This window comes from Endothiovibrio diazotrophicus, from assembly GCF_054657215.1.
In genome coordinates this window covers 1-25,706 of the sequence record NZ_BAAHXB010000010.1, presented here as the reverse complement: position 1 = coordinate 25,706, position 25,706 = coordinate 1, and the positions used below count along the sequence as shown (strand labels likewise).

Here is a 25,706-nt window from a genome sequence, read left to right as displayed (position 1 = left end):
TCAGCCGACATCCATGCGGTGCATCATCACCACCAGGTCCGCCTCGCCCTTGGTGAGGCCGCAGTGCGCGACCAGCTCTTCGGCGGTGGCACCCTTGCGCGCCAGCTCCACCGCCTGATCGTAGGGTTGGCTCTCGACGGTGGAGAACTCCATCTGCTCCTGGCGTTCGCTCACCCGTTGCAGCTTCTGCTCGATCCGGGCGACCCGTTCGCTCACCCCCACCGCGCCACTGCACAGCGCCCCCAGATCGTCACGCAACCGCTGCACCTCCTGGCGCAGCCGCTCGTCCTCCTGCTCACGCAACCGCAGCCGCAGCATCAGGAAGACCACCAGAAAGGCGAGCATCACGACGGCGGCGCCGAGCAGGAGGAGCCAGTGGGTCATGGGATTCGGAAGGTCAGACGTATTCGTCGATCCAGTGGGATTCGCCGGGACGGCGGCGAGGAGGCTCGTCCTCCTCATCGGAACGCCGACGACGGGGCGGCGGGCGCCGCCGCGGCTCCTGCGGATGCTCCCGATCACCGACCGGGCCCATCGGCCGACCGTAGGGGATCGGTTGCGGCGGAGAAATGAGGTCGTCACGGGCCATGGTCACCTCCCGGCAGAACCGCTACCCGTGGGGAGGATCGGAGACGATCTCCCCTTCCGGTCATATTAGCGGCCGACCATGGCGGAGACTTTAGCCTACAGGCTCGCGACCTCCATCCACTCCTCGTCGCTGAGCAGTTTGTTGAGGTCCACCAGGATCAGCAGGTCGCCGCCGACGCTGGCCACGCCCTGGATGAACTGGGCGCTCTCCTCGGTACCGACGTTGGGGGCTGCCTCCATCTCCGAGGAGCGCAGGTCCACCACCTCCGAGACGCTGTCCACCAGGATGCCCACCACCTGCTTGTTCTCCGCCTCGATGATGACGATCCGTGAAGAGTCGTCGATCTCCTTCGGCTCGAGGCCGAAGCGGGTGCGGGTGTCGATGACGGTAACGACGTTGCCGCGCAGGTTGATGATGCCGAGCACATAGTGCGGGGCGCCCGGCACCGGGGCGATCTCGGTGACGCGGAGCACCTCCTGCACCTGCATGACGTTGACCCCGTAGGTCTCTTCGGCGAGACGGAAGGTCACCCAGCGCAGGACCGGATCATTGCTCCGTTCGACGTTCTGGTTCATAAGGTCGTTTCCTTATCATTCTGTAACCGGGAGAGAGCGATATCCTCTCATTCTGCCAACGTTTGCGCCATTCTGAAAGCATAGCGTATCGCGCACATCGGGCTCGTTGACTACATTAGCCTATTTCAGCGATGAGAAATGGACAGGGTCAACGGGATTTTCGGGATTTACAGGTTTGGACGAAGGATCGTCGAAGCCCACTACGAACCGGAAAAGAGAGAACTCCGCACTCCCGGCCACCCCGTCCCTCGCCGTCACTCATTGAACGCCTCCAGGTCGGCGTCGCTCTTGATCGCGCGGATCATGCGGATGAACTCGTCCACCTCCAACAGCGCACACATGTGCTCGCGTACGGTACCGGCGAGCCATGGGCGCTTGCCTTCCGCGCTGCGCCACTGCACGTCCCCCTCGCGCAGGGTAATCACCTGGGCCACCTCGTCACAGGCCAGCCCGCAACGCCCCTCGTCGATCAGGATGATGTTGCGGAACTGCCGCTCCTGGTCGGCACGCAGCGACTCCAGCTTGTGCGGCGGCAGCACCAGCTGGGCGGTGTCCATCACCTGGATGTTCTTGTCCTGACTGCGCACCAGCCCCATGAACCAGTCGGCGTGGCCGAACACCGGGGTGAGGCTCTCGGGCCAGGTGAGCACCCCGTAGAGTTTGACCAGGGGCACCGACAGGGTCAGCCCCCACACCTTGAACAACAGGCACTGGAATGAGGTATTGGCCGCCCAATCGGGCACCCCCGCTTCGGATCGGCGCACCGCCTCCACCGCGGCGGCCACCTGGCTCACCACCGGGGCCGGCGGAGCGACCGGGGTCTCCAGCGCCGGGGCGGTGGCCGGCGCGGCGGGCGCGGGGGCCTCCACCCGCTGCTCCAACTGAGGGTCGCGCAGCAGCGCCTCCAGGTAGACCCCCAGCGCCAATTGCTGCTCGACCAGGGTCCCCCGCCCCTCACGCTGTTCAGTAGTCGGATTGCGGCTCATACGGCGGCGGCCTCCCCCTTCCTCTTTGCCCGTTCATCGTCCAGCCCCTCCAGGAACTCCCACAGCCGGCGGTAGGCGACCACCCCCTTGGCGTTGGGCAGCAGTTGCGGCAGGGGCACGCCGCCGCGGCTCGCGTCGCGAAAGAAGCTGTCCACCGGAATCGCCGAATCCCACAGATCCTCCGGCGGATACCCCTCGCGCAGCACCTTCAAGCTCATGATCGCCGGCCGCGCGCCCTCGTCGAACATCGTCGGCACGATGGTGTGGGGCAGGTTCATCCGCCGTGCCCGGCGGATCATGGTCAGGGTACGCACCATCCGCTCCAGCCCCTTGATCGCCAGGAACTCGGTCTGCACCGGGATCACCAGCCGATTGCAGGCGGCCAGGGCGTTGACCATCAGCACCCCGAGCATCGGCGGACAGTCGATCAGCACCCGGGTGTAGGTGACGCTAAGCTCGTTGAGCGCCCGAGCCAACACCAGCCCCATCCCCTCCTGGGCCCCCAATTGACGGTCGAGGGTAGCGAGCGCCGGGGAGGCGGGCATCAGATCGATGTTGTCGAAATTGGTCGGGCGCACCGTGTTGGCCGGCTCCAGGCGGCGACGGGCGCCGACCCGTTGGAACAGGGTGTAGACACTCGCCTCGATATTGTCCGGATCGTAGCCGAAATACGAGGTGAGCGAACCGTGGGGGTCGAGATCCACCAGCAGGGTGTTGTGGCCGCCGGCGGCCATCAATCCCCCCAGGGTCACCGCGGTGGTGGTCTTGCCCACGCCACCCTTCTGATTGGCGACCGTCCAAACCTTCATCTATTGGGTCCCCTCGTGGGATTGAATAACGATCGGCGGCTTGATCACCGGGAAGATCCCCACGTCGGTCACCGCCCGCTCGGTCACATCCACGGGTGAGCCGTCCGGGTTGTAATGCACGACCGGCTCCGACAGGATCGGGATCGGCGGCGGTGGCAGGGCCTCGGCTTTCGCCGGTGCCTTCTCCGGCTCCTGCGCGGCGGCCCGCTCGTTGCGCGCCGCCTCCATCTCCTGATCCAGTTGGGCAGCCCGCTCCGCCTCCAGGCGCCGCCGCTCCTCCTCGTCGGAGGCGATCACCAGCACCACCCGGCGATTCTTCTCCCGCCCCTCGGGGGTGTCATTGGACACCTTCGGGCGCTGTGCCCCGTGGCCGATCACCGCCATCTTCGCCGGGTCCACCTGCCGCTCCTCGAACAGCCGCACCACCGCCCCCGCCCGCTGGGCGGAGAGTTCCCAGTTGGATGGGAAGCGGGCGGTGTAGATCGGCTCGTTGTCGGTGAACCCCTCCACGTTGACCCGATAGGGGGTTCCCTTGACGATCTCCGCCAGACTGGAGAGGATCGGCACCGCCTCGTCGGTGAGATCGGCGCTGGCGCTGGCGAACAGCACCTTGGCCTTGATCTCCACCTCGATCCACGACTCCGAGCGGCGCACGTCGATCACCCCCGCACGGATCAGCGGCGAGACCGCCCGTTCAATCTCCTCGGAGATCTTCTTCAACGCCTGCGCCCTCGCTTCCCGCATCGAACGGTAGGACTCGTCGGTGCTACGCGGCATCGGCACCCGGATGCTGGAGTGCTGGAGGATTCCCTGCCCCCCGTGGGAGGCCTCGCTCGACTGGATCGGCACAAACCGCTGCGGCGGCTCCTTGAACGCGGTGATCAGCGACTCGGAGAGCACCCGGTATTTCCCCTCATTGATCGAAGAAATGGCATACATCACCACGAAAAAGGCGAACAACAGGGTGATGAAATCCGCATAGGAGACCAACCACCGTTCGTGGTTCTCGTGCTCCTCCGGTGGCTTCTTGCGTGCCATGCGTTCACCCGTTCAGCCCGATTAATAGATATACCCCTGCAACTTGGTCTCGATATTGCGCGGGTTCTCCCCCTCGGCGATCGAGATCACCCCCTCCATGATCATCTCCTGGTAGCGGGTCTGGGCGTTGATCACCCCCTTCAGCTTGTTGGCGAAGGGGAGGAAGAAGAGGTTGGCCGAGCCCACGCCGTAGATGGTGGCGACGAAGGCCACCGCGATGCCGCCGCCGAGCTTACTCGGATCGGCCAGGTTGTTCATCACGTGGATCAGTCCCATCACCGCCCCCAGGATGCCGATGGTCGGGGCGTAGCCTCCCATCGCCTCGAACATCTTCGCCGAACTCAGGGAGTGGTGCTCCTTGGTGGAGATGTCCACTTCCAGGATGCCGCGGATCATCTCCGGCTCGGAGCCGTCCACCAGCAGTTGGAGACCCTTGCGGGCGAACAGGTCGGGCTCGTTCTCGGAGATCGCCTCCAGTCCCAGCAATCCCTCCTTGCGGGCGATGTTGGACCACCCGACGATCTTCTCGATCGCCTCCGCCGGATTGAGCTTCGGCGGCATGAAGACCCAGCCGAGCATCTTCCAGCCGCCGAGGAACTGACGTAACGGCATCTGCACCATGCAGGCGGAGACCGTCCCGCCGCCGACGATGATGAAGGCGGTGAACTGCATCAACGACGAGAGGTGACCGCCCTCCAGAAAATTACCGCCGAGGATGGCACCGAAAGCGAAGAGAATGCCGAGTATCGAGTTGATGTCCATCGCCACCCCTCTGATTAAGCGACGCGTAACGGGTGACGCGTCAAACTGCGCTTCCGCCCCCTCTCCGCCCCGTCACGCGTCGCCTGTATTCAAACACTCTCCGCCAGATTCGGCCCCACCTCTTGCAGCGGCAACACCCGATCGGTCAAACCGGCCTCCTTGACCGCCATCGGCATACCGTAGACGACGCTGGTCGCCTCGTCCTGGGCCCATACGGTGGAGCCCCCCGCCTTCAGCTCGCGGGCCCCCTCTCTCCCGTCGGCCCCCATCCCGGTGAGGATCACCGAAAGGACCCGCCCGGGGAAGAGCTTGGCAGCGGAACGGAAGGTGATGTCGACGCAGGGCCGATAATGCTGGTCCGGTTCACTGTCGGTAATGCGCACCAGATGGCGTCCGGCCACCCGCTCCACCACCATCTGCCGCCCCCCCGGAGCGAGCAGGGCAAGGGCCGGCCTCAGCTCGTCACCATCGGCCGCCTCGCGCACCTCGATGGCGCACAGCTGGTTGAGCCGCTGGGCGAAGGCGGCGGTGAAACTGGCGGGCATGTGCTGGATCAGCAGCAGCGGCAGCGGGAAGCTGCCCGGCAGCTTGGTGAGCACCTCCTGCAGGGCCACCGGCCCGCCCGTGGAGGTGCCGATCGCCACCAGTTGGTAGCTGCCGCGGCGGCGGGCAGCGAGCGGCGGGTGGGAAGCGACCGTCGGGGTAGTCACCGCCGGCACCGGTCGGCTTAGCGGCGCTACCGGCCGGCGCGGCACGGCAGCCGGGCGCACCGATGAGAGCGGCCGGCGGGCGATCGCCACCACCCGATCACGCAGCGTCTGCTTGCCCTCCTCACGATCGCGGGCGATATCCTCGAAACGCTTCGGCAGGAAATCGAGGGCGCCGGCATCGAGGGCGTCGAGGGTCGCCTGGGCCCCCTCGAAGGTGAGCGAGGAGAACATCAGGATCGGGGTCGGCCGCGTCGCCATGATCTTGCGCACGGCGGTGATCCCGTCCATCACCGGCATCTCGATATCCATAGTGATGACGTCGGGGCGCAGTTGCTGGGTCTTCTCCAGCGCGTCCTTTCCATCCACCGCGGCGCCGATCACCTCCAACCGGGGGTCGGCATTGAGGATCTCGCTCAAACGTCTCCGGAAAAAACCGGAATCGTCCACCACGAGAACACGCACCGTCATCAAGCGACTCCTGAAAACATCCAACCAATCAGCCCCTGCCGGCGATGCCGGAGGGGCTGCTTCCGTTCCGATTCACTCGGAGGCGCGCGCTATCTACGCGCGCCGATCAAAACTTGCCAGCGTAAGCCTTGAGCAGGCTCGGCACGTCGAGGATCAAGGCGATGCCGCCGTCGCCGGTAATCGTCGCGCCGGCCATCCCAGCCTGCCCCTGGAGCAACGCGCCGAGGGGCTTGATCACCACCTCCTCCTGACCGATCAGGTGGTCGACGACGAAGCCGATCCGCTGATTCCCCGCCTGGACCACCACCACATGGCCGGTATCTCCCTTCTTGTACTCGGTATGCTCCGCGCCCTTGACCAGCCATTTGCGCAGGTAGAACAGCGGCAGGGTCTTGTCCCGCACCAGCACCACCGGCTGGCCGTCGACGACATTGGTCTTACTCAGGTCCAGATCGAAAATCTCGCTGACTGAGGCCAACGGTAACGCGAAGGTCTGCTTGCCGAGCACCACCATCAGCGTGGGCATGATCGCCAGGGTCAGCGGCACCTTGATCCGCAACGTACTCCCCTTGCCCTTGCGGGAGTCGATCTCGATGGAGCCGTTCAACTGGGTGATGCGGGTCTTCACCACGTCCATGCCGACGCCGCGGCCGGAGACGTCGGAGATCTCGGTCTTGGTGGAGAAGCCGGGGGCGAAGATCAGGCTGAACGCCTCCTGGTCGGAGAGGCGGCCGGCGGCATCCTCGTCCATCAGCCCCTTCTCCACCGCCTTGGAACGCAGGATGTCGGGATCCATCCCCTTGCCGTCGTCGGAGATGGTGAGCAGGATGTGGTCCCCCTCCTGATCGGCGGCGAGCACCACGTGACCGACCCGCTTCTTGCCGGCCGCCTCGCGCTCCTCGGGCCCCTCGACGCCGTGGTCGACGGCGTTGCGCACCAGATGGACCAGGGGATCGGCCAACGCCTCCACCAGATTCTTGTCCACCTCGGTCTCTTCGCCCTGGAGCTCCAGCTGGACCTCTTTCTTGAGGCTGCGAGCGAGGTCGCGCACCACCCGCGGGAAGCGGCCGAACACCTTCTTGATCGGCTGCATGCGAGTCTTCATCACCGCGGACTGGAGATCGGCGGTGACCAGATCCAGGTTGGCCACCACCTTCGAGACCTCGTCGTCGCCGAAGGTCGAACGCAGCGTGGACATGCGGTTGCGCACCAACACCAGCTCGCCCACCAGGTTCATGATGTCGTCGAGGCGCTTGGTGTCGACGCGGACGGTGGCCTCGGACTGATCCCCCGTCGGTTTGCCCCCGGTCGCCGGGCGGCCGGGCGGCGCCTTGGCCGGAGGCTTCGGGGGGGCCGCGGCGGCGGGTGGCGGCTCGGCCGGCACCGCAGCCGGGGCGGCCGGAGGAGCGGCGGGCACGGCCATAGTCGCCGTGGCGGTGGGCCCCTTCCCTTCGCCATGGAGCTGATCCAGCAGTGCCTCGAACTCCGCCTCGGTAATCTCTTCGGACCCCGCGGCGGCGGGCGCCGGGGCGGCCGGCTGCGCCGGCGCAGGAGGGGCCTCCTCGCCGACGACCGGAGTCGGCCCCCGACCCTCGCCGTGAAGCTGATCGAGCAGCGCCTCGAACTCCTCCTCGGTGATCTCGTCGGACTCCGCCGCGGCCGCCGGGGCCACCGGCGCGGCAGGGGCCGCCGCCGCGGGCGTTCCATCGAGCTGATCGAGCAGCGCCTCGAACTCCTGATCGGTGATGTCGCCACCCGCCTCGCCGCCGGAGGCCGGGGCCGCGGCAGGCGCCTCGGGCACCGCTGCCGGAGCGACGGGGGCGGGCGCAGGCGGCGGGGCGGCATTGGGGTTGAGCAGCCGCTCCAGATCACCGATCAACTGCGGTGTGGCGGCACTGGGATCGTTACCGCCACGTACCTCGTCGAACTGGGAATTGAGGACATCCAGCACCTGCAGGAAGATGTCCATCATATCGGCATCGAGGTGCAACTGCCCCTGACGCAGCAGATTGAAGACGTCCTCCGAACGGTGGCAGACGGTTACCAGATTCTCCAGGTTGAGAAAGCCGGCCCCGCCCTTGATGGTGTGGAAGCCGCGGAAGATCGCGTTGAGCAGGTCGGTGTCGTCAGGGCTCTGCTCCAGCTCGACCAACTGCTCATTGAGCCGTTCGAGGATCTCCCCAGCCTCGACCAGGAAGTCTTGAACGATGTCGTCTTCGAGATCAACCGCCATTATTTTTTATCCTCAGAAGCCGAGACTGGCGAGCAGCTCATCCACGTCGTCCTGACCGGAGACCACATCGCCATGATCCACCCCGGGTACCGCCGGCCCGTGGGCGCCCACCGTCTCCTCCGACGGCACCTCCGCCTCCACCGCCGCGGCAACCGGGACGGCGACGGGAGAGGCGACGGAGGATTGACCGGCCAGCCGGATGATCCCCACCAGACTCTCTTCCACGTCCTGGACCAGGGTGATGACCCGGCGAATCACCTGGCCGGTAAGATCCTGGAAGTCCTGGGCCATCAGCACGTCGGAGAGATTGCCGTGGATCCGCGAGGAGTCGCCGGCCACGTCGTTGAGGAAGGTCGCGAGATCGCGACTCAGATTGCGGAACTCCTCCGCCTTCATCTCCTTGCGCAGGAAACGCTCCCACTGCCCGGAGAGCTCGCCGGCCCGCTTTTCGATCTGCTCGGAGAGCGGCAGACTCTCCTCCACCGCGTTGAGGGTGCGATGGGCGGCCTGCTCGGTCATGGTGATGACGTAGTTCAGCCGATCCTTGGCGTCCGGGATATCCTTCTCCGCCAGATCGGAGAGGTGGGAGTCGAGGTGGAAGTTCTTCAGGGCGTCGTGAAGCTCGCGGGTCAGTTTGCCCAGCTCCTTGAAGATATTGTTCTCCCGCATGCGGTCGAGTTCATCGAGCAGACGGGAGATCTCGGGTTCGTTGCCCACTTCTATTTGGCTGACCAGGGAGCGCGCGCGCTCCAGGGCAAGCTCTTTATCGGACAGGTAAAGGTCGCTCATCCGGGTACCCTTCGCGATTCAGGGGGGCGGCGCGGGTTCAACCCATGCGCTCGAAGATTCGTTCGATCTTCTCTTTCAGGGTCTGCGCCGTGAAGGGCTTGACGATGTAGCCGTTGACACCCGCCTGGGCCGCCTCGACGATCTGCTCGCGCTTCGACTCGGCGGTCACCATCAGGACCGGCAGCTGCGCCAGCCTGGGATCGGCGCGCACCGCCTTCAGCAGATCGATCCCCTGCATGCCCGGCATGTTCCAGTCGGTCACCAGGAAGTCGAAATCCCCGGACTGGAGCATCGGCAGCGCGGTGAGCCCGTCATCCGCCTCGTGGGTGTTGTTGAAGCCGAGATCCCGCAGCAGATTCTTGACGATGCGGCGCATCGTGGAGAAATCGTCCACGATGAGGATCTTCATGTTCTTATCCAAGACAACCTCCGCTGGTGGATCGGTTCCACCTAACCGTCTGTTTGCTTTCGGCGGGCCGACGAATCGTCCCTCCAAACGAACGTTCGGCCCGGAGGCTTGATCTGCCGTTCAAGGAAGATCAAGCCTCCGGGCCGCTCAACCAGTCGGCGAGCCGCGCCCGCAGGCGGACCATCGCCTGGCCGTGTATCTGGCACACACGCGACTCGCTCACCCCCAGCACTTCCCCGATCTCCCGCAGGTTGAGCTCGTCGTCATAGTAGAGCGACATCACCAGTCGCTCCCGCTCCGGCAGGCCCCCGATCGCCGTGGCCAGGTCCTGCTGGAAATCGGCCTCCTGAATCCCCTCGTAGGGCGAGGGGAGGTGGCCCATTATCCGTTCCTTCTGCTCGGTCTCGCCGGTGGCGAAGATCTCGTCGAAGCTGAACACCTTGCTGTTGCTGGCATCGGCGACGATCTGGTGGTACTCGTCGAGGGAGATGCCGAGCGCCTCGGCCACCTCGCTGTCCTTGGCGTCGCGCCCCTTGGCATTCTCGATCTCGTGCACCACCTCCGCCACTTGGCGGGCCTTGCGATGCACCGAACGGGGGGCCCAGTCGGTCTTGCGGATGTCGTCGAGCATCGCGCCGCGGATGCGGATGCCGGCGTAGGTCTCGAAACTGGCCCCCTGACCGGCATCATAGTTGCGCGCCGCCTCCAGCAAACCCACCATCCCTGACTGGATCAGGTCCTCCACCTGCACATTGGGTGGAAGGCGGCTGATCAAATGGTAGGCGATACGCTTGACCAGCGGCGCATGACGCTCCACCAGCTCATCGCGGCTGGCCGCTTTTTGCTGGGCAGCATACGTCGCGACATCCTTCATGGCAATAATTCCACGCCCTCCCCGGTTGTCGCGCTGATCAACCGTTCGACGAAAAACTCCAGATGGCCGCGCGCCTCGCTGGGCGGCGGCCAGCCGGCCACCCTCTGGGCGACGTTCCTGAACGCCGCAGCGGCCCGTGAGCGGGGGAAGGCTTCGACCACAGCCCGCTGTTTTTGCACGGCTTTCCGCAGGTATTCATCATGCGGGATTGTCCCGACAAAATCCAGCGTCACGTCCAGGAAGCGCTCCGCCACCCGGGAGAGCTTGAGAAACAGATCACGCCCCTCCTGGGCACTGCGCGCCATGTTGGCCAAAACGCGGAAGCGGAAGATGCCGTAGTCGCGATTGAGCACCTTCATCAGGGCGTAGGCGTCGGTGATCGAGGCCGGCTCGTCGCACACCACCACCAGCACCTCATGAGCCGCCCGGGTAAAACTGATCACCGCGTCGGAGATGCCGGCGGCGGTATCCACCACCAGGATGTCCACCGGCATGGAGAGCTCGCTGAAGGCGCGGATGATGCCGATATGCTCCGCCGGACTGAGCTCGGCCATGTGCTGGATGCCGGAGGTGGCGGGAATGATGTGCAGACCGGCCGGCCCCGACATCATGATCTCCTCCAGGGTACGTTCGCCGGCAAGCACGTGGGAGAGGTTGTAGCGGGGCTGCAGGCCGAGCAGCAGGTCGACGTTGGCCAACCCCAGGTCGGCGTCCATCAGCAGCACCTGCTGGCCCAGGGCGGCCAGAGCCACCGAGGTATTGACCGAGACGTTGGTCTTGCCGACGCCCCCCTTGCCGCTGGCCACGGCGATCACCCGCACCGGTTTGGGACGGGCGATGCGGCGCAGGCCGGCGGCCTGATCGAGCGGGATCTCAGACATGGAGCACATTCCCCGCATAGGCCATGGCCAGACTCTCCTCCTCCATCGCCTGGGCATTCTCCTGCATCATCATGACACCGCGATTGACCAGATTGTGGGCCCGCGCCGGGTGCATATCCTCCGGCACCCGCTGACCGTCACCGAGGTAGGCGACCGGCAAGCGATGGCGGATCGCCACCGAGAGGGCCCCGCCGAGGGTCGCCGCCTCGTCCAGCTTGGTAAAGATGCAGCCGGACAGCTCCACCTTGCGGAAGGCGCGGGCCGCCTGATCAAGGGCGGCGGTCTGGGCGGCGGCCGAGAGCACCAGATAGCTCTTCACCGGACCGACGCCGCGAAGCGTGGCGGTCTGCTCGGAGAGCCGCATGTCGCGCTGGCTCATGCCTGCGGTATCGATCAGCACCAATTTCTTGTCCTTCAACTCCGCCAGGGTGCTACGCAGTTCATCCCGGTTGCTGGCCACGTGGACCGTGATACCGAGCAGACGGCCGTAGGTCCGCAGCTGCTCGTGGGCACCGATCCGGTAGCTGTCGGTGGTCACCAGGGCCACATGGCGGCGGCCGTGACGCAGGGCGAAACGGGCCGCCAGCTTGGCGACGGTGGTGGTCTTGCCCACGCCGGTGGGACCCACCAGCGCCACCACACCGCCATTTGTCAAAATATCGTCACCGGTCACCTGGAGCTGCGCGGCCAACCGGGCCAGCCCCTGACGCCAGACGTGGTCCGCATCGGCGTCCGAAGGCACCATTGCGGCAATCTGCTTGCTCAGCGGCACCTCCAAACCGAGGGTCATCAGCCGCTGGAGGAGGTCGGCACGCACCGGCTGCCCCTCCTTCAACTCCCGCCATGCCAGACCGGAAAGCTGGCTCTCCAGCATCCCGCGCAGACTCTTCATCTCCTTGCGCATCTCCACCAGGGTCGGCTCCTGACTCCACTCTACCCGCTCGGGGGCCGGGACGCGCGGCGCCTCGGGCTCGGCGACCGCCCGCGGACGGGATTCCGGCAAGGTCCGTTCCGCCAACACCCGGGCCCGCGCCTTGCCGTCGACCGCCACCCCGCTCTCCCGGGTGCTCGGCACCTTCGCCACCGGCGAATCGAGCAGCGGCGCCTCGGCCGCGACCTGCTCCGGCTGCGGATTGAGCAGCGCCTCATCATAATCCACCGCGGCGACGATCTCGACCCCTCCGGACACCGGCCGGTTGGAGAGAATCACCGCATCGGCCCCCTGCTCCTGGCGAACCAGACGGATGGCCTCCCGCATGGTGGGGGCGAAATAGCGCTTGATCTTCATGAGGCGGTCCTCGTTCTACCCGGTGGCGCTTCAACCGCCGTTGATGGCGGCCTGTCCGACGTTGGCGACCACTTTGATCTGTTTGTTGTCCGGAATCTCTTCGTAGGCGAGTACGGCGAGACTCGGGATGGAGTGATGCACGAAGCGGGCCATCCACAACCGGATACCGCCGGCGACCAGCGCGACGGCGGGCTGCCCCGCCACCTCCTGACGCTGGGCGGCGTCCGCCAACGCCTTGTGCATGCGCTCCGCCAGGCCCGGCTCGATCCCCATCCCCTCCCCGGAGCCTTGCAGCGCCTTGAGCAAGATCTGCTCCAGGGTAGGGTCGAGGGTGATCACCGGCAGCTCCGGCTCCATGCCGACGATGTCCTGGACGATCTGCCGACGCAGCGCAATGCGCACCACCCCGGTCAGCGCGACGGGATCCTGACTCCTGCCGGCGTGTTCCGCCAAAGTTTCGGCGATGCTGCGCAGATCGCGGATCGGCACCCGCTCCGCCAGCAGGTTCTGCAACACCTTGACCACCGTGCCGAGCTGCAGCGTCTTCGGCACCAGCCCCTCCACCAGTTTCGGCGCCAACTTGGCCAGCCCATCGAGCAGTTGCTGCACCTCCTCGTGGCCAAGCAGCTCGGCGGCGTGCTCCTGGAGCACATGGGAGAGGTGGGTGGCGACCACGGTGGCCGCATCGACCACGGTGTAGCCCATGCTCTGGGCGTCGTCCTTCTGCCCCGCCTCGATCCACACCGCGTCCAGCCCGAAGGCCGGATCCTTGGTGGCGATACCATTGACCTGGCCGAACACCTGACCTGGATTGATGGCCAGCTCCCGATCCGGGTGCACCTCCGCCTCGCCCATCGGCACCCCCATCAGGGTGATCCGGTAGGCGTTGGGGGCGAGGTCGAGATTGTCGCGGATATGCACTGGCTGGATCAGGAAACCCAGCTCCTGGGAGAGCTTCTTGCGCACCCCCTTGATCCGCGCCATCAGCTCGCCCCCCTGGCTCTTGTCCACCAGCGGGATCAGCCGGTAGCCCACCTCCAGGCCGACGATGTCCACCGGCATCACGTCGTCCCAGGAGAGCTCGCGCGGGGCCGTCTCCGCGCCCGGCTCGGGCAGCGCCGCCTGGGCCTGCGGGGCCTCCAGCAACATCTGCTCGTCGCGCTTGCGCTTGTGGATCATGTAGGCCGCGCCACCGGCGGCGCTCGCCATGGTAAGGAAGGCGACGTTGGGCATGCCCGGAATGATGCCCATCACCCCCATCAGCCCCGCCGCCACCCCCAGCGCCCGCGGGTTGGCGAACATCTGGCCGAACACCTTCTCGCCCATCGCCTGCTTGTCGGTGGAGCGGGTGACGACGATGGCGGTGCCGATGGAGAGGATCAGCGAGGGGATCTGCGCCACCAGACCGTCACCGATGGTCAGCAGCACATAGAGCTGGAGCGCCTGGGAGAAGGGCAGGTCATGCTGGATGATGCCGATCCCCAGACCACCGATGATATTGATCGCCAGGATCAGGATGCCGGCCACCGCGTCGCCGCGGACGAACTTGGAGGCGCCATCCATGGAACCGTAGAAGTCGGATTCCCGGGCGATGTCCTCACGCCGCTCCTTCGCCTCCTCCTGGGTGATGAAGCCGGAGTTGAGGTCGGCGTCGATCGCCATCTGCTTGCCCGGCATGGCATCGAGGGTGAAGCGCGCGGTCACCTCGGATACGCGCCCGGCACCCTTGGTCACCACCACGAAGTTGACGATGGTGAGGATCAGGAAGACCACCAGGCCGACGGCGAAGTTGCCGCCCATGACGAAATTGCCGAAGGACTCGATCACCTTGCCCGCCGCGTCACCGCCGGCGTGGCCCTCCAGCAGGATGACGCGGGTGGAGGCGACGTTCAGTGCCAGCCGCAGCAGCGTCGCCACCAGCAGGATGGTGGGAAAGACCTCGAACTCCATCGGCCGCAGCACATAGATCACCACCAACAGCACCACCAGGGAGAAGATGATGTTGAAGGTGAAGAAGAGGTCGAGCAGGAACGGCGGCATCGGCACGGTGACCATCGCCAGCATGGCGATCACCAGCAACGGCGCGGCCAGACCGCCCCGCCCCGCCTCCATCATCCGCCGCATGATCTCCTTGAAATTCATCCCGCGAGCGCGCCTCTATTAAGGATGGGTCCGCAAATGAACGCGAATAAACGCAAATAATGAGAGGAGATGCACATCGCGTACCGATCGCCACGAGGGCAACGCGATCCGGGTGAGCTCAACGATCCATCCCGCCTCTCGATTTCGCGTTCATTTGCGTTCATTTGCGGACCAATCTGCTTTCCGCGCTTCACTGGAGCGGCTCCTCGCCGGGGCCGGGCTCGCGGCCGGGGCGGTCGCGCAGAAACTCCTCGGGGATCGGCAGGTTGGGCACGAACTCGCGGGGGTCCGCCGGGGTCTCCCCCTTCTTCAGTTGGAAGACGTAAGCGAGGATCTGGGCCACCGCCATGTAGAGCCCCACCGGAATCTCGCGGTCCAGCTCGGTGCTGAAGTAGACCGCGCGGGCCAGCGGCGGGGCCTGCAGGATCGGCACACCGTGCTCCTCCGCCTCGGCGCGGATACGCGCGGCCACCAGGTCCGCCCCCTTGGCCACCAGGAGCGGGGCACGCATCTTGTCCGGGTCGTACTTGAGCGCCACCGCATAGTGGGTCGGGTTGGTCACTATCACATCGGCCTCGGGCACTGCCGCCATCATCCGGCGGATCGCCGCCTCCATCTGCAACCGGCGGATCCGCCCCTTCACCTCGGGGCTGCCCTCGGCGTTCTTGTGCTCCTCCTTCACCTCCTGCTTGGTCATCTTCAGCTGGCGCTTGTGGTTCCACAGCTGGTAGGGAACATCCACCACCACCAGGATGATCAGCGACGAGGCGAACAGCAGGAAGCTCCAGAAGAGCAGATCGGCGGTATGGGCCAGCGCCCCCTCCACCGTCTCCCGCCCCAGACCGAGGACCTGCGGCTCGATGTGCCACAACCAGGCAACGGCGATGGACATGATCAGGACGAACTTGATCATCGACTTGCCCAGCTCCATCAACCCATTGACACCGAACAGCCGTTTCAGGCCGCTGATCGGGTTGAGCTTGCTGAACTTGAAACCCAGCGCCTGGGTGGACCAGACCCAGCCGCTGAGGGCGATGCTGGAAATCACCGCCACCACCGCCATCAGGACGAAGAACAGACTCATCCCCTCGAGGGCCCTGAGCAGCGCCCCCATCAGCGCCCCGACCATCGCCTCCTCGCTGAACAGCTGGGCGCGCTCCGGCTGGAACCCCCAGCGCATCAGCTCGGTGAGCATGCCGATGATCTGGTCGCCGACCAGCAGCATGGCGCTGGCCCCGGCCAACATCATCGCCATGGTGGAAAGCTCCTTGGAGCGCGGCACCTGCCCCTTGGAACGGGAGTCGGAAAGCCGTTTTCCCGTGGGCTCTTCTGATTTGTCCTGGCCGTCGGAGTTCTCGGCCATAGCATCACTCTCTCAACGTTGGGGCCCCGACAGGCGGCCGTTCACGGAATCCCGCTGACCACCTTGCGCGCCGTCTCCAGCGCCGCCCGCATCTCCTCGACGAAGTGGGGCACCACGTCCGGCAGGGTAATGGTGATCACCACGAATCCGATCATCATGAAGATCGGCATGCCCACCGAAAAGATGTTGAACTGGGGGGCGGCCTTGGTCACCACACCGAAGGCGAGCATCACCACCAACAATGAGGCGATCACGGTGATCGCCATCATCAGGGCGATACGGAACATCCGCCCGGAGAAGGCCACCACCTCCCAGAACCCCTCGCGTCCGATCCCCTCGGTACCCACCGGCAGGAGACGGAAGCTGTCGGCGAGCAGTTCGAAGACCATCAGGTGGCCATCGAAGGCGAGAAACAGCAGCCCCACCAGGATGGTGTAGAGCATCCCCAGCACCGGCACCTGGGAGCCGGCGATCGGATCCACCATGGTGGAGAAGCCGAGGCCGATCTTCATCGCGATGGTCTGGCCGCCGATGATGAAACCGGCGAAGATCAGCTGGAAGAAGAAACCCATGCTGACGCCGATCACCAACTGCTGGGCGATCACCATCACCCCCTCGCCGCTCAACGCGTCGATCTGCGGCATCGGCGGCAGCGTCGGAACGATCCCCAGGGTCAGCGCCAAGGCCAGGTAGAGACGCACCCGCATCGGCGCGAAGTCGGTGCCGAACAGCGGCATCGTCGCCACCAGCGCCGAGATCCGGGCGAACGGCCACATGAAGGAGCCGACCCAGGCGGCGATCTCGGGGGTACTGAAGTTCATCGGTGTGCCGCGCCGTCCCGGCGTCTCCACGGGGTGCGGAAGGGACCATCCATCATCACGCGGCGTAACGGCTCGCCCTTCTGATTGAACCGCAGATTAACGCAGATTTTCGCAGATGTGTTCTCGGCCCAATCTGCGGAAATCTGCGTTAATCTGCGGTTGAGTCTCTTGATGGGGTGAGCCGTTACCACGCCCCGCCCTACTGGATCACGAACAGCAGGTTCTGGATCAGCCCCTGGAAGAATTCGGTCAACATCTGCAGCATCCGCGGACCGAAGTAACTCAGCGCCGCCATGGTCACCAGCAGCTTGGGGATGAAGGTCAGCGTCATCTCATTGATCTGGGTGGCCGCCTGGAACATGCTGATGAGGATGCCGACCACCAGCGACGGCAGCAGGATCATCGCCAGCAGCAGGGCGATCAGATGGATCGTCTGCTGGAAGATCGCGAGCACCGATTCGGGGGTCATCCTGGCAGCTCCCTAGATGTAGAAGCTCTGGGCCAGGGTGCTGACGATCAGCATCCAGCCGTCCACCAGCACGAACAGCATGATCTTGAACGGGATCGAGATCATCATCGGCGAGAGCATCATCATGCCCATCGCCATCAGCGTGGAGGCGACCACGAGGTCGATCACCAGGAACGGGATGAAGATCATGAAACCCATCTGGAAGGCGGTCTTCATCTCGCTGGTGACGAAGGCCGGGATCAGCACCGACCAGGGAACATCGTCCGGGCCGTTCATGTCCTGGCGGCCGGAGATGCGACCGAAGGTCTCCAGCTCCTTCTCCCGGGTCTGCCCCAGCATGAAGGCGCGGAACGGCACCGCCGCCCGCTTGACCGCCTCCTCCACCCCGATCTTCTCGTCCAGGTAGGGGGCCACCCCATCGGTATAGGCCTGATCGAACACCGGGCTCATGACGAAGAAGGTGAGAAACAGGGCGATCCCCACCAGCACCTGATTGTTGGGGGCGCTGTTCAGCCCCGACGCCTGGCGGACGATCGCGAGCACGATGACGATCCGGGTAAAGGCGGTCATCATGATCAGGATCGACGGCAGCAGGCCGAGGATGGTGAGGACCGCCAGGGCCTGGATGGTCATCGAGTAGGTTTGGCCACCGTTGGGATCGGTGGTCACCATCACCGCATCGATCGCCGGCCGCGCCCACGCCCACTCCGCGGGCAGGAGCAGCAGCGACAGGAGCAGAATCCAGCGGATCATCACTCCGCCTCCCGCCGCTGCGCCGCGCGCTGGCCGATGACCTGAGCGAGCCGCTCGGCGAACCCCTCACCGACCACCGGCGGAACCTCCACCGGCTTCTCCAGTACGTGCAGGGCACGCACCTCCCCGGGGGCCACCCCGATCAACAGTTGGGTATCACCCACCTGCACCAGCACCACCCGCTCGCGCTGCCCCACGGCGAGACCGCCGAGCAGACGCAACGCCCCCCCGGCCGGCGCCTGAAACAGACTCATCCGGCGGACCACCCACGCAACGCCCCAGATGGCGGCAAGCACCATCAGCAGGCTGAGCACCACATTGAGGACGCTGCCGGCCGCCAGCGGATCGGCAACGCGGGCCGGTGCCGGAGAGGCCTTCGTCCGACCCTCGGCAGCCCCGTGAACGGCGGCTACCGGGGCATCGGATCGAACGGCGGCGGGCGTGGAAACCGGCTCGGCGGCAAAACACACGGCGACCAGCAGCCAACCGACCGCAGCCACCGCCACCCTGCCAACCCAACCGCGACGACTCATCACGCCCCCTACTTGAGCTTCTTGATCCGCTCCTGCGGACTGATCACATCGGTGAGGCGGATACCGTACTTCTCGTTGACCACCACCACCTCGCCATGGGCGATCAGGGTCCCGTTGACCGTGACGTCCAGCGGCTCGCCGGCCAACCGATCCAGCTCGACCACCGAGCCCTGATTGAGCTGCAACAGGTTGCGGATCGGGATGTGGGTGGAACCCACCTCCATGGAGATGGTCACCGGGATGTCCATGATCACATCCAGATTGACGTCGTTCTCCGGGATCCCCGCGCCGGGATCCGGCTCCAGGTCATCGAACGGGGCCCGCTGCACCTCCGGGGCCGGCGCCTGCATGTCGGCCAACGCGTCGGCGGCGGCCGGGTCCCCCTCCTCGCCGGCCTCGGCCAGCGCCGCGGCCCACTCGTCGGCCAGAGCCGCGTCGTCGATCTCTTCACTCATGGTCCACTTAACCTCTCGCTCACTCGCGAAGTTTTACCCGTTCGGTCACCTTGATCGCCATGTTGCCCCGCGAGACACCCAACCGCCCACGGAAGATCGGGATGTTCTCGGCGCGGATGGTGACCGTCTCCGGCATCTCGATGGGGATCACGTCGCCCGCCTTCATGTTGACCATGTCGCCGAGCCGCAGGGTGGTCTCGGTCAACATGCTGGAGAGCCGCACCTCCGCCTCCTTCATCTCCTCCTGCAGCGCGGTGGTCCAGCGCTCGTCGGTATCGGTACGGTCGGACTGGATGCCGGCGTCGAGCAGCTCGCGGATCGGCTCCACCATGGAGTAGGGCATGGTGATGTGCATGTCCCCACCGCCCCCCTCCAGCTCCACGTGGAGAGTGGAGACCACCACCACCTCGGTAGGGCTGACGATGTTGGCGAACTGGGGGTTGACCTCCGAGTTGATGTACTCGAAGTCCACGTCCATGACCGGCGCCCACGCCTCCTTGAGGTCCTTGAACACCTCACGGAGCATCATCTGCACCACCCGCAGCTCGGTGGGGGTGAACTCGCGCCCCTCGATCTTGGCGTGGAAACGACCGTCGCCGCCGAAGAAATTGTCCACCACCACGAAGACCAGCTTCGGGTCGATGACGAACAGCGCGGTGCCGCGCAACGGCTTGATCCGCACCAGGTTGAGACTGGTCGGCACGTAGAGGCTGTGGACGTACTCCGAGAACTTGACCATCTGCACGCCGCCCACCGCAATCTCCGCGGAGCGGCGCAGCATGCTGAACAGACTGATGCGGTAGTGGCGTGCGAACCGCTCGTTGATCATCTCCAGGGTCGGCATGCGACCGCGGACGATGCGGTCCTGGCTGGCGAAGTCGTAGGCACGGACCTCGCCTTCGAGCTCCTCCTCCGCCTCGGTCTCCACATCGCCGCTGTCGACGCCGTGGAGCAGGGCATCGATCTCTTCCTGCGACAGAAGGTCGTTGACGGCCATTTAGTGCACTTCGCTCTTACTGCATCACGAAACTGGTGAAGTAGATCGCCTCCACACCCGGCTTGCCGGTGCGCTCCTTGAGGATGCTCTGGACCTCGGTAAGTGCCTGCTTGCGAATCTGGATCTTCCCTTCGCGGGTGCTCAGGGTCTGGTAGTTCTGACTGCTGAAGAGCAGCACCAGGGAGTTGCGGATGCGCGGCATGTGGTGCTCGATCTCCGCCACCATCGCCGGATCCCGGGTCATCACCTCCACGGTCACCTGGAGGAAGCGCACCAGACTCTGATCCTCGAAATTGACCACGAAGGGCGGGTCGAGGGAGACGTAATGGGGCTTGGCGTTGGCCGGCGTCTCCTGCTTGGCCGCCTCCGCCGCCGCCACCGCCGCCTTCTCATCCCCCTTCATCGCCTGGACGATGAAGAACATCGCCACCACGTTGACGAGCAGCACCACCGCCACCACGGCAATGATGATGATCAGCTTCTTCTTGTTCTTGCCGCCGCCTTCCGGCTGGATCTCATCTTCCGCCATCTTCCCGATCCTCTTCGTAGACGGCCCCGCGGGGCCGGTGGTTCAAGCGCCTTACCCCACGAAGCAATGGTCGCGCCAAACGGAATTTCTTTCCCGCCCCCCGGCCGCGAGCCCTGCGGGCCGCGGCCGGGGGGCGGGAAAGAAATTCCGTCATTGAGTTGGGTCTTGATTACGCCTTCGACACCCTTCTGCGCCGAAGGTTTGACGCCATCCGGTCGGGGACGGCGGAAATGCGGCATTCTCCCGTGAGCGGGGGGGGCATGGCAAGGGGACGAAAAACAACGAACCCCCGCCGAGGCGAGGGTCCGCGCATATCAGTGCGCCCGACAGGCGCCTGGCAATCTGTCAACGAATATGACGGGCTACCGGATTCAGATCTTGAACTGGCCGACCAGCGACTGGAGCTTGTGCGCCAACCCCGCCAACTGCTCGCTGGCCGAGGCGGTCTGGCTGGCGCCGTTGGCGGTCTCGTCGGCGACGCTGGTGATGTTGACCACGTTGCGGTTCATCTCCTCGGCGACCGCCGTCTGCTCCTCCGCCGCCGAGGCGATCTGGGTGTTCATGTCGGTGATCGTGGAGACCGCCCGGGTGATCGTCTGCAGCGACTCGCCGGCCGCCGCCGCCTGGCGCACGCTCGACTCCGCCTGGGCGCGCCCCTCCTCCATCACCTTCACCGCCTGCCCCGCGCCGGCCTGCAGCTTCTCGATCATCTGCTGGATCTCTTCGGTCGACTTCTGGGTGCGCGAAGCGAGCGTGCGCACCTCGTCGGCCACCACCGCGAAACCGCGCCCCTGCTCGCCGGCCCGCGCCGCCTCGATCGCCGCGTTCAGCGCCAGCAGGTTGGTCTGCTCGGCAATCCCCTTGATCACGTCGAGGATGGTGCCGATCTCCGCGCTGTCGGTCTCCAACTGGTGGATCACCCCCGCCGCCTTCTCCACCTCGGTGGCCAACCGGTCGATCGCCTCGATGGTCTGGTCGACCACCTGGCGCCCGTTCTGCGCCTCGCTCTCCGCCTGATGGGCCGCTTCCGCCGCCGAACCGGTGTTGCGCGCCACCTCCTGCACGGTGGCCGACATCTCGGTCATGGCGGTGGCCACCTGATCGGTCTCGGAGTGCTGACGCTCCAGCCCGGCACTGGTCTGACGGGTCACCGCATGGAGCTGGTCCGCCGCCGCCGCCAATTGCGCCGAGGAACCGACCACCTCCCCCATCACCCCCTGCACGCGGGCAAGGAAGCGGTTGAAGCCGCGCGCCAGATCACCCAGCTCCCCCTTCGAACGCTCGTCGAGACGGAACGCCAAATCCCCCTCGTCCTGGGCGCGCACCATCCGCTCCACCGACTCGCGGATCGGCCGCGAGACCTGCCGGTTGAGCAGCAGCCAGATCACCGACAAGGTGAGCACCAGCAGCACCACCACGATCACCGTCCCCTGCATCAGATGGGAGCGCAACGCCGCATCCGCATCGGTCAGCGGGCGGATCACCTCGAAGGAGCCATGCAGATCCCCCGGGCGCTTGTTCTCCATCGGATAACCGAGGATATCCTTGCCGTCGTCACGCCCCCACAGCGTCTTCGCGGTGGCGGGGTCACCGTGGCACACCATGCACTGCTTCTCCAGGCGCACCGGCCGGAAATAGCGCACCGCATTCATACCTTCGTCAACCACGTAGTATTCGGAAGCCGAACGGTTGCTCTCGAAATACTTGAGCGCCCGCGCCTCCACCGCGTCGGGCTCGTTGTCGGAGTTGCGCGCACCGGCCCGCGGGGTGCGAAACTCGAAGCCCCCCTCCGCCGCCTTCGCCTTGGCCGCCTCCCACGCCGCCACCACCGGCACCGCGGCAAGGATCTTGTTGCGCCGGTCCTTCTCCGAGGTGTACTGGAGATCGCGCAACTTCTCAGTGGAGAAGAGCCCCATGCGCCACTTGCCGGCCATCCCCTCGCGCACCGATTCGGCCATCAGGATCAGATTGCGCGCCCCCCTCACCTCACCGTCGACGACGCTCTCCTGTTGGACCTTGATGTAGGCGGTGAACAACACGGCGATCAGCAACACCGTCAGCGCGGCGACGATGGTGATGATGCGGAAACCGACGGAATCGACCTTCTTCATTATCTGTAGCGCCTTCTGAAATGAGCGACCTCGAATACGCGGGCCCTTATACCATATATCGTCCGACGCACGACGGACGCGGCCCTACCTCAACCGATCGCTGACGAACTGCGAGAGGATCTCCCGGCTATCCCCCTTGAACTCCAGGAACTGCATACCCAGCCGATGCAGGTGCTCGTTGCCGATGTAGTGGACATAGACCACCTTGGCCCGCGCCTCGAAGCGCCTCGCACGCACGCCGTGGTCGAGCTGGAAGAAGATATCGAAGGCCCGCCCCACGTCGGCGCTATGCCGACACTTCACCGACACCCCCCCCATGGAGAGATCGGAGGCACGCCCGTAGACCACCTCACCGTCGCTCTGGACAATCCCCACCCGCCGGTCGATTGGCACCCGCGGAGCCGCTCTGCGCTCACTCATCGCTTGATCAAACCTCGAATGCCATCCGCCACAACGACCACCCGCGCCACCCTCGCCAATCCCTGACAACGTGCAGCAGTGTGGTACCAGCCGGTAACTATACGGATAGAAACCCCGCCGATCTACGTATATTCGACGCAAACAAGGGTCGAAGAGCGGAGGTGAGAAAGGCGCGCCCGGGGAGCGCCAAAGAAAAAGGCCCGTACCGAAGGGGTACGGGCCTTTCCATGGATGGTGGGCTGTCAGGGACTCGAACCCCGGACCTAGTGATTAAGAGTCACCTGCTCTACCAACTGAGCTAACAGCCCGAAAGAGGACGGCGAGTTTAGCGCAAGCGCCCGACCAACTCAACCGTTTCAAATATGGGGTGAGCGATGGGTTTCGAACCCACGACCGCCGGTACCACAAACCGGAGCTCTACCAGCTGAGCTACGCCCACCATAGAAACCAATCCTGTCGCCTGCCGGAGAGATGGCGCGCCCGGCAGGACTCGAACCTGCAACCCTCGGCTTAGAAGGCCGATGCTCTATCCGGTTGAGCTACGGGCGCATGTTCTGACCCATCACCCCGGAGGGCGCAGCCCTCCGCGCGCGGGGTATGTGGTCGGGGTAGAGGGATTCGAACCCCCGACACCCTGCTCCCAAAGCAGGTGCGCTACCAGACTGCGCTATACCCCGGGTATCCGTAGCCGGTAAGCCCTTCACGGCAGGCGCGGAATACTACCAACATCGTTTTTCCCGGTCAAACGGAAAATTCACCTCTTCCGGGGGCCGCTTCCGCCCCCCTTCATCAGGCTGTAACATCGCATCCATGGTCTGGAAACCCCATGTCACCGTCGCCACCATCGCCGAACGCGACCACCGTTTCCTGCTGGTGGAGGAGCGCTCCACCGGCGGCGGGCTGGTACTCAACCAGCCCGCCGGCCACCTGGAGGAGGGCGAGACCCTGATCCAGGCGGTGATCCGCGAGACCCTGGAGGAGAGCGCCTGGCACTTCAAACCCGCCGGCCTGGTGGGCTTCTATCGCTGGACCACCCCGCGCGGACGCACCTACCTGCGCGCCACCTTCTACGGCGCGCTCCACGACCACCAGGCGGACCGCCCCCTCGACGACGGGATCCTGCGCACCCTCTGGCTGAGCCGCGAGGAGATCGCCGAGCGCGGCCCGCAACTGCGCAGCCCGATGGTCCTGCGCTGCGTCGACGACTACCTGGCCGGCCACCGCTACCCCCTCTCCCTGCTCCACGACGGCCTTGCTCCCCTGCCGGACGCGCCCCCGCAGTAATCCGCGCCCCACGCGCCCGGAAAAAGAGAAGGACGTATCCTCCGGTGAGACGAGCGTTCTTCGGGCGCGGGTCATGGTGTCAACACCGGCCACATGATCGTGCATTTTTCACAGGCAATTGAGGAATTGGAAAGAATTTCAAGGGACGATCGTCAAATTCTTCTTCAGCCTGATAGGCTATCCGAAATTTCCTACAGCCTCGGTTATTGGCAATTGGGGTGCTCGGGTTGAGATGGGTGTCCCTGTTGATGCGCCCCGATCAAACCGCTGCACCCCACCGACCACCTCCGCCCCTACGCCCGGGCGCAGGCCGACGAGGCCGAACAGATCGAGGAGGCGATCCGCCGCTCCATGGGCAACAAGACCCGCGCCACCTACAGACCATGAAGGGCATGAAGGGGGCGAACGCATTATCGGCGCCGTGCCCAAACGCACCGCTTCCCCACTCCCGAGATCGACCCCACCGGACACTGTAGGAGCGGCCCCAAGGCCGCGATGGCCGGGAAGAATCGCGGCCTCGGGGCCGCTCCTACAGCCCGTAGGTCGGCGATGCTTCGCCGACGAAAACGAAGGCAGCGGAGCGAACGCCGCGATACGCCGTCAGAATCCACGGACGGGTTCTCCGCCAGATCCCACCGCGAGACCGGATTCCAGCACCCCGATCTCCTCAACGGAGAGTCCGGCGGCCTCCGCAACCGCCTCTATCGCCACGCTCTTCGCCAACTGCGCCACGGCAACCTTGCGAACGCCTTCCGCCAGCCCCTCTCCCCTCATCGCGCCAGCGCACGCAGAACCGCCTGCGGCTCCTTGCTGACGACGTTGAGCAGCACCAGGGCAGGGCCATGGGGCGCACGGTCGCCGCGTTCCCAGTGGCGCAGGGTACTGACGCTGATGCCGAAGGCGGCGGCGAACTCGGTCTGGCTCATATCCAAACGGGTGCGGAGGTTCTTTACGTCCAGCGGGGTGAATTCGTGGACGACCGCCCGGGGGCATTCGCCCTTGGAAAAGGCGACCGCCTCCTCCAGGCCCTGTTTGATGCTTTCGAACATTTCAGACATGGGTACCACCGTAATGCCTCACCAGGAGCGTGGTGAGTTTCGCCAGTTCGTTGCGTTCGGCCTTGGAGAGGTTTTCCTTTTCGCTCTTGCCGAACAGGGTGAGCAGAAAGAGGGGCCGGGTGGCGTTGTGGAAAAAATAGATCACCCGTGCCCCACCACTCTTGCCGGTATTGCCCGTTGCCCAACGGAGCTTGCGGACACCGCCAGTGCCGCTCATCACCACGCCCGCGTGGGGATGGGCCGCGAGGTAGTCGATAATTCCTTGCCGTGCCCCTTCCGACAGGAGGTCGCTCGCCCTGCGCTGAAACTCAGGCAATTCGACAACGGTATGTAGCCCATTATAGTAATCCATTGGATTAT

General features: G+C 65.3%; 27 protein-coding genes, 4 tRNA genes and 1 pseudogene. 1 reads left to right on the top strand and 31 read right to left on the bottom strand.

All coding sequences use genetic code 11. The features are described 5' to 3' along the window. The 29 genes and pseudogenes from ACYQ2W_RS04650 to ACYQ2W_RS04510 all read right to left on the bottom strand — a co-directional run bounded on the left by ACYQ2W_RS04650 (position 1) and on the right by ACYQ2W_RS04510 (position 23,681). The gene (locus tag ACYQ2W_RS04650) at positions 1-384 is read right to left on the bottom strand and encodes a DUF2802 domain-containing protein (RefSeq protein WP_459863712.1); all 384 of its coding nucleotides are present in this window, start codon (positions 382-384) and stop codon (positions 1-3) included. A gap of 13 nt (positions 385-397) precedes the next feature. Beyond that, the gene (locus ACYQ2W_RS04645) at positions 398-589 is read right to left on the bottom strand and encodes a hypothetical protein (protein WP_459863710.1); all 192 of its coding nucleotides are present in this window, start codon (positions 587-589) and stop codon (positions 398-400) included. Positions 590-684: 95 nt separating this feature from the next. Next, on the bottom strand, positions 685-1,164 hold the full coding sequence (locus ACYQ2W_RS04640) for a chemotaxis protein CheW (protein WP_459863708.1): 480 nt from the start codon (positions 1,162-1,164) through the stop codon (positions 685-687). Positions 1,165-1,418: 254 nt separating this feature from the next. After that, the gene (locus ACYQ2W_RS04635; RefSeq protein ID WP_459863706.1) at positions 1,419-2,150 is read right to left on the bottom strand and encodes a chemotaxis protein CheW; all 732 of its coding nucleotides are present in this window, start codon (positions 2,148-2,150) and stop codon (positions 1,419-1,421) included. Continuing rightward, a complete protein-coding gene (locus ACYQ2W_RS04630) occupies positions 2,147-2,959 on the bottom strand; it encodes a ParA family protein (RefSeq protein ID WP_459863704.1) in 813 nt (270 codons plus the stop codon). Before ACYQ2W_RS04630 ends, ACYQ2W_RS04635 begins: the two co-directional genes overlap by 4 nt. 291 nt (positions 2,960-3,250) lie before the next feature. After that, positions 3,251-3,997 (bottom strand): annotated as a pseudogene (motD, locus tag ACYQ2W_RS04625) (flagellar motor protein MotD); the annotation flags it as partial. Positions 3,998-4,018: 21 nt separating this feature from the next. Continuing rightward, positions 4,019-4,759, bottom strand: coding sequence for a flagellar motor protein (locus tag ACYQ2W_RS04620; protein ID WP_459863702.1), 741 nt, complete (start codon positions 4,757-4,759; stop codon positions 4,019-4,021). Positions 4,760-4,848: 89 nt separating this feature from the next. Next, positions 4,849-5,937: a protein-glutamate methylesterase/protein-glutamine glutaminase gene (locus ACYQ2W_RS04615; RefSeq protein WP_459863700.1), complete on the bottom strand. Its 1,089-nt coding sequence runs from the start codon at positions 5,935-5,937 to the stop codon at positions 4,849-4,851. A 106-nt stretch (positions 5,938-6,043) separates the two neighbouring features. Continuing rightward, the gene (locus tag ACYQ2W_RS04610) at positions 6,044-8,170 is read right to left on the bottom strand and encodes a chemotaxis protein CheA (protein WP_459863698.1); all 2,127 of its coding nucleotides are present in this window, start codon (positions 8,168-8,170) and stop codon (positions 6,044-6,046) included. A 12-nt stretch (positions 8,171-8,182) separates the two neighbouring features. Then, positions 8,183-8,959: a protein phosphatase CheZ gene (locus ACYQ2W_RS04605; RefSeq protein ID WP_459863696.1), complete on the bottom strand. Its 777-nt coding sequence runs from the start codon at positions 8,957-8,959 to the stop codon at positions 8,183-8,185. Between the two features lie 37 nt (positions 8,960-8,996). After that, positions 8,997-9,368, bottom strand: a complete 372-nt coding sequence (cheY, locus tag ACYQ2W_RS04600; RefSeq protein ID WP_459863694.1) for a chemotaxis response regulator CheY — start codon at positions 9,366-9,368, stop codon at positions 8,997-8,999. 130 nt (positions 9,369-9,498) lie between these two features. Continuing rightward, on the bottom strand, positions 9,499-10,242 hold the full coding sequence (locus ACYQ2W_RS04595) for an RNA polymerase sigma factor FliA (RefSeq protein WP_459863692.1): 744 nt from the start codon (positions 10,240-10,242) through the stop codon (positions 9,499-9,501). Beyond that, positions 10,239-11,123 (bottom strand): MinD/ParA family protein, encoded by an 885-nt coding sequence (locus tag ACYQ2W_RS04590; protein WP_459863689.1) that lies wholly within the window; start codon positions 11,121-11,123, stop codon positions 10,239-10,241. Before ACYQ2W_RS04590 ends, ACYQ2W_RS04595 begins: the two co-directional genes overlap by 4 nt. Continuing rightward, positions 11,116-12,411: a flagellar biosynthesis GTPase FlhF gene (gene flhF / locus ACYQ2W_RS04585; RefSeq protein WP_459863687.1), complete on the bottom strand. Its 1,296-nt coding sequence runs from the start codon at positions 12,409-12,411 to the stop codon at positions 11,116-11,118. The genes ACYQ2W_RS04590 and flhF overlap by 8 nt, the downstream gene beginning before the upstream one ends. A 30-nt stretch (positions 12,412-12,441) precedes the next feature. Continuing rightward, positions 12,442-14,553, bottom strand: coding sequence for a flagellar biosynthesis protein FlhA (gene flhA, locus ACYQ2W_RS04580; protein WP_459863685.1), 2,112 nt, complete (start codon positions 14,551-14,553; stop codon positions 12,442-12,444). 190 nt (positions 14,554-14,743) lie between these two features. Further along, positions 14,744-15,916 carry a flagellar biosynthesis protein FlhB gene (flhB, locus tag ACYQ2W_RS04575; RefSeq protein ID WP_459863683.1) on the bottom strand — a complete coding sequence of 391 codons (1,173 nt, stop codon included), beginning with the start codon at positions 15,914-15,916 and terminating at the stop codon, positions 14,744-14,746. A 41-nt stretch (positions 15,917-15,957) separates the two neighbouring features. Beyond that, positions 15,958-16,737 carry a flagellar biosynthetic protein FliR gene (fliR, locus tag ACYQ2W_RS04570; RefSeq protein WP_459863681.1) on the bottom strand — a complete coding sequence of 260 codons (780 nt, stop codon included), beginning with the start codon at positions 16,735-16,737 and terminating at the stop codon, positions 15,958-15,960. 199 nt (positions 16,738-16,936) lie between these two features. Next, positions 16,937-17,206 (bottom strand): flagellar biosynthetic protein FliQ, encoded by a 270-nt coding sequence (locus ACYQ2W_RS04565; RefSeq protein ID WP_459863679.1) that lies wholly within the window; start codon positions 17,204-17,206, stop codon positions 16,937-16,939. A gap of 12 nt (positions 17,207-17,218) precedes the next feature. Next, positions 17,219-17,959 (bottom strand): flagellar type III secretion system pore protein FliP, encoded by a 741-nt coding sequence (gene fliP / locus ACYQ2W_RS04560; RefSeq protein WP_459863676.1) that lies wholly within the window; start codon positions 17,957-17,959, stop codon positions 17,219-17,221. Then, a complete protein-coding gene (gene fliO / locus ACYQ2W_RS04555) occupies positions 17,959-18,492 on the bottom strand; it encodes a flagellar biosynthetic protein FliO (protein WP_459863673.1) in 534 nt (177 codons plus the stop codon). The genes fliP and fliO overlap by 1 nt, the downstream gene beginning before the upstream one ends. An 8-nt stretch (positions 18,493-18,500) precedes the next feature. Further along, the gene (fliN, locus tag ACYQ2W_RS04550; RefSeq protein ID WP_459863671.1) at positions 18,501-18,947 is read right to left on the bottom strand and encodes a flagellar motor switch protein FliN; all 447 of its coding nucleotides are present in this window, start codon (positions 18,945-18,947) and stop codon (positions 18,501-18,503) included. Positions 18,948-18,966: 19 nt separating this feature from the next. Further along, positions 18,967-19,944, bottom strand: a complete 978-nt coding sequence (gene fliM / locus ACYQ2W_RS04545) for a flagellar motor switch protein FliM (protein WP_459863669.1) — start codon at positions 19,942-19,944, stop codon at positions 18,967-18,969. A gap of 16 nt (positions 19,945-19,960) precedes the next feature. Then, entirely contained in the window at positions 19,961-20,473 is a 513-nt protein-coding gene (locus ACYQ2W_RS04540) for a flagellar basal body-associated FliL family protein (RefSeq protein ID WP_459863667.1), read from the bottom strand. A 371-nt stretch (positions 20,474-20,844) separates the two neighbouring features. Then, positions 20,845-22,584: a methyl-accepting chemotaxis protein gene (locus tag ACYQ2W_RS04535; RefSeq protein ID WP_459863664.1), complete on the bottom strand. Its 1,740-nt coding sequence runs from the start codon at positions 22,582-22,584 to the stop codon at positions 20,845-20,847. Positions 22,585-22,668: 84 nt separating this feature from the next. Continuing rightward, positions 22,669-23,004, bottom strand: a complete 336-nt coding sequence (locus tag ACYQ2W_RS04530) for a PilZ domain-containing protein (RefSeq protein ID WP_459863662.1) — start codon at positions 23,002-23,004, stop codon at positions 22,669-22,671. Between the two features lie 232 nt (positions 23,005-23,236). Continuing rightward, a tRNA-Lys gene (locus ACYQ2W_RS04525) sits at positions 23,237-23,312 on the bottom strand. A 55-nt stretch (positions 23,313-23,367) separates the two neighbouring features. After that, positions 23,368-23,443, bottom strand: a tRNA-His gene (locus tag ACYQ2W_RS04520). 33 nt (positions 23,444-23,476) lie between these two features. After that, positions 23,477-23,553, bottom strand: a tRNA-Arg gene (locus tag ACYQ2W_RS04515). Positions 23,554-23,604: 51 nt separating this feature from the next. Then, positions 23,605-23,681 (bottom strand) — tRNA-Pro (locus tag ACYQ2W_RS04510). Between the two features lie 133 nt (positions 23,682-23,814). Here ACYQ2W_RS04510 and ACYQ2W_RS04505 point away from each other — a divergent pair. Beyond that, complete coding sequence (locus ACYQ2W_RS04505) at positions 23,815-24,288, top strand: NUDIX hydrolase (RefSeq protein WP_459863660.1); 474 nt, start codon at positions 23,815-23,817, stop codon at positions 24,286-24,288. A gap of 770 nt (positions 24,289-25,058) precedes the next feature. Here ACYQ2W_RS04505 and nadS read toward each other — a convergent pair. Beyond that, positions 25,059-25,346, bottom strand: coding sequence for a NadS family protein (nadS, locus tag ACYQ2W_RS04500; protein WP_459863658.1), 288 nt, complete (start codon positions 25,344-25,346; stop codon positions 25,059-25,061). Then, a partial coding sequence (locus tag ACYQ2W_RS04495; protein WP_459863656.1) for a type II toxin-antitoxin system RelE/ParE family toxin occupies positions 25,339-25,706 on the bottom strand: 368 nt, incomplete at its 5' end. The genes nadS and ACYQ2W_RS04495, both read right to left, overlap by 8 nt.

Coding starts and splice junctions, on each gene's coding strand:
- ACYQ2W_RS04650 (WP_459863712.1), bottom strand. CDS start 384: ATGACCCACTGGCTCCTCCTGCTCGGCGCCGCCGTCGTGATGCTCGCC.
- ACYQ2W_RS04645 (WP_459863710.1), bottom strand. CDS start 589: ATGGCCCGTGACGACCTCATTTCTCCGCCGCAACCGATCCCCTACGGT.
- ACYQ2W_RS04640 (WP_459863708.1), bottom strand. CDS start 1,164: ATGAACCAGAACGTCGAACGGAGCAATGATCCGGTCCTGCGCTGGGTG.
- ACYQ2W_RS04635 (WP_459863706.1), bottom strand. CDS start 2,150: ATGAGCCGCAATCCGACTACTGAACAGCGTGAGGGGCGGGGGACCCTG.
- ACYQ2W_RS04630 (WP_459863704.1), bottom strand. CDS start 2,959: ATGAAGGTTTGGACGGTCGCCAATCAGAAGGGTGGCGTGGGCAAGACC.
- ACYQ2W_RS04620 (WP_459863702.1), bottom strand. CDS start 4,759: ATGGACATCAACTCGATACTCGGCATTCTCTTCGCTTTCGGTGCCATC.
- ACYQ2W_RS04615 (WP_459863700.1), bottom strand. CDS start 5,937: ATGACGGTGCGTGTTCTCGTGGTGGACGATTCCGGTTTTTTCCGGAGA.
- ACYQ2W_RS04610 (WP_459863698.1), bottom strand. CDS start 8,170: ATGGCGGTTGATCTCGAAGACGACATCGTTCAAGACTTCCTGGTCGAG.
- ACYQ2W_RS04605 (WP_459863696.1), bottom strand. CDS start 8,959: ATGAGCGACCTTTACCTGTCCGATAAAGAGCTTGCCCTGGAGCGCGCG.
- cheY (WP_459863694.1), bottom strand. CDS start 9,368: ATGAAGATCCTCATCGTGGACGATTTCTCCACGATGCGCCGCATCGTC.
- ACYQ2W_RS04595 (WP_459863692.1), bottom strand. CDS start 10,242: ATGAAGGATGTCGCGACGTATGCTGCCCAGCAAAAAGCGGCCAGCCGC.
- ACYQ2W_RS04590 (WP_459863689.1), bottom strand. CDS start 11,123: ATGTCTGAGATCCCGCTCGATCAGGCCGCCGGCCTGCGCCGCATCGCC.
- flhF (WP_459863687.1), bottom strand. CDS start 12,411: ATGAAGATCAAGCGCTATTTCGCCCCCACCATGCGGGAGGCCATCCGT.
- flhA (WP_459863685.1), bottom strand. CDS start 14,553: ATGAATTTCAAGGAGATCATGCGGCGGATGATGGAGGCGGGGCGGGGC.
- flhB (WP_459863683.1), bottom strand. CDS start 15,916: ATGGCCGAGAACTCCGACGGCCAGGACAAATCAGAAGAGCCCACGGGA.
- fliR (WP_459863681.1), bottom strand. CDS start 16,737: ATGAACTTCAGTACCCCCGAGATCGCCGCCTGGGTCGGCTCCTTCATG.
- ACYQ2W_RS04565 (WP_459863679.1), bottom strand. CDS start 17,206: ATGACCCCCGAATCGGTGCTCGCGATCTTCCAGCAGACGATCCATCTG.
- fliP (WP_459863676.1), bottom strand. CDS start 17,959: ATGATCCGCTGGATTCTGCTCCTGTCGCTGCTGCTCCTGCCCGCGGAG.
- fliO (WP_459863673.1), bottom strand. CDS start 18,492: ATGAGTCGTCGCGGTTGGGTTGGCAGGGTGGCGGTGGCTGCGGTCGGT.
- fliN (WP_459863671.1), bottom strand. CDS start 18,947: ATGAGTGAAGAGATCGACGACGCGGCTCTGGCCGACGAGTGGGCCGCG.
- fliM (WP_459863669.1), bottom strand. CDS start 19,944: ATGGCCGTCAACGACCTTCTGTCGCAGGAAGAGATCGATGCCCTGCTC.
- ACYQ2W_RS04540 (WP_459863667.1), bottom strand. CDS start 20,473: ATGGCGGAAGATGAGATCCAGCCGGAAGGCGGCGGCAAGAACAAGAAG.
- ACYQ2W_RS04535 (WP_459863664.1), bottom strand. CDS start 22,584: ATGAAGAAGGTCGATTCCGTCGGTTTCCGCATCATCACCATCGTCGCC.
- ACYQ2W_RS04530 (WP_459863662.1), bottom strand. CDS start 23,004: ATGAGTGAGCGCAGAGCGGCTCCGCGGGTGCCAATCGACCGGCGGGTG.
- ACYQ2W_RS04505 (WP_459863660.1), top strand. CDS start 23,815: ATGGTCTGGAAACCCCATGTCACCGTCGCCACCATCGCCGAACGCGAC.
- nadS (WP_459863658.1), bottom strand. CDS start 25,346: ATGTCTGAAATGTTCGAAAGCATCAAACAGGGCCTGGAGGAGGCGGTC.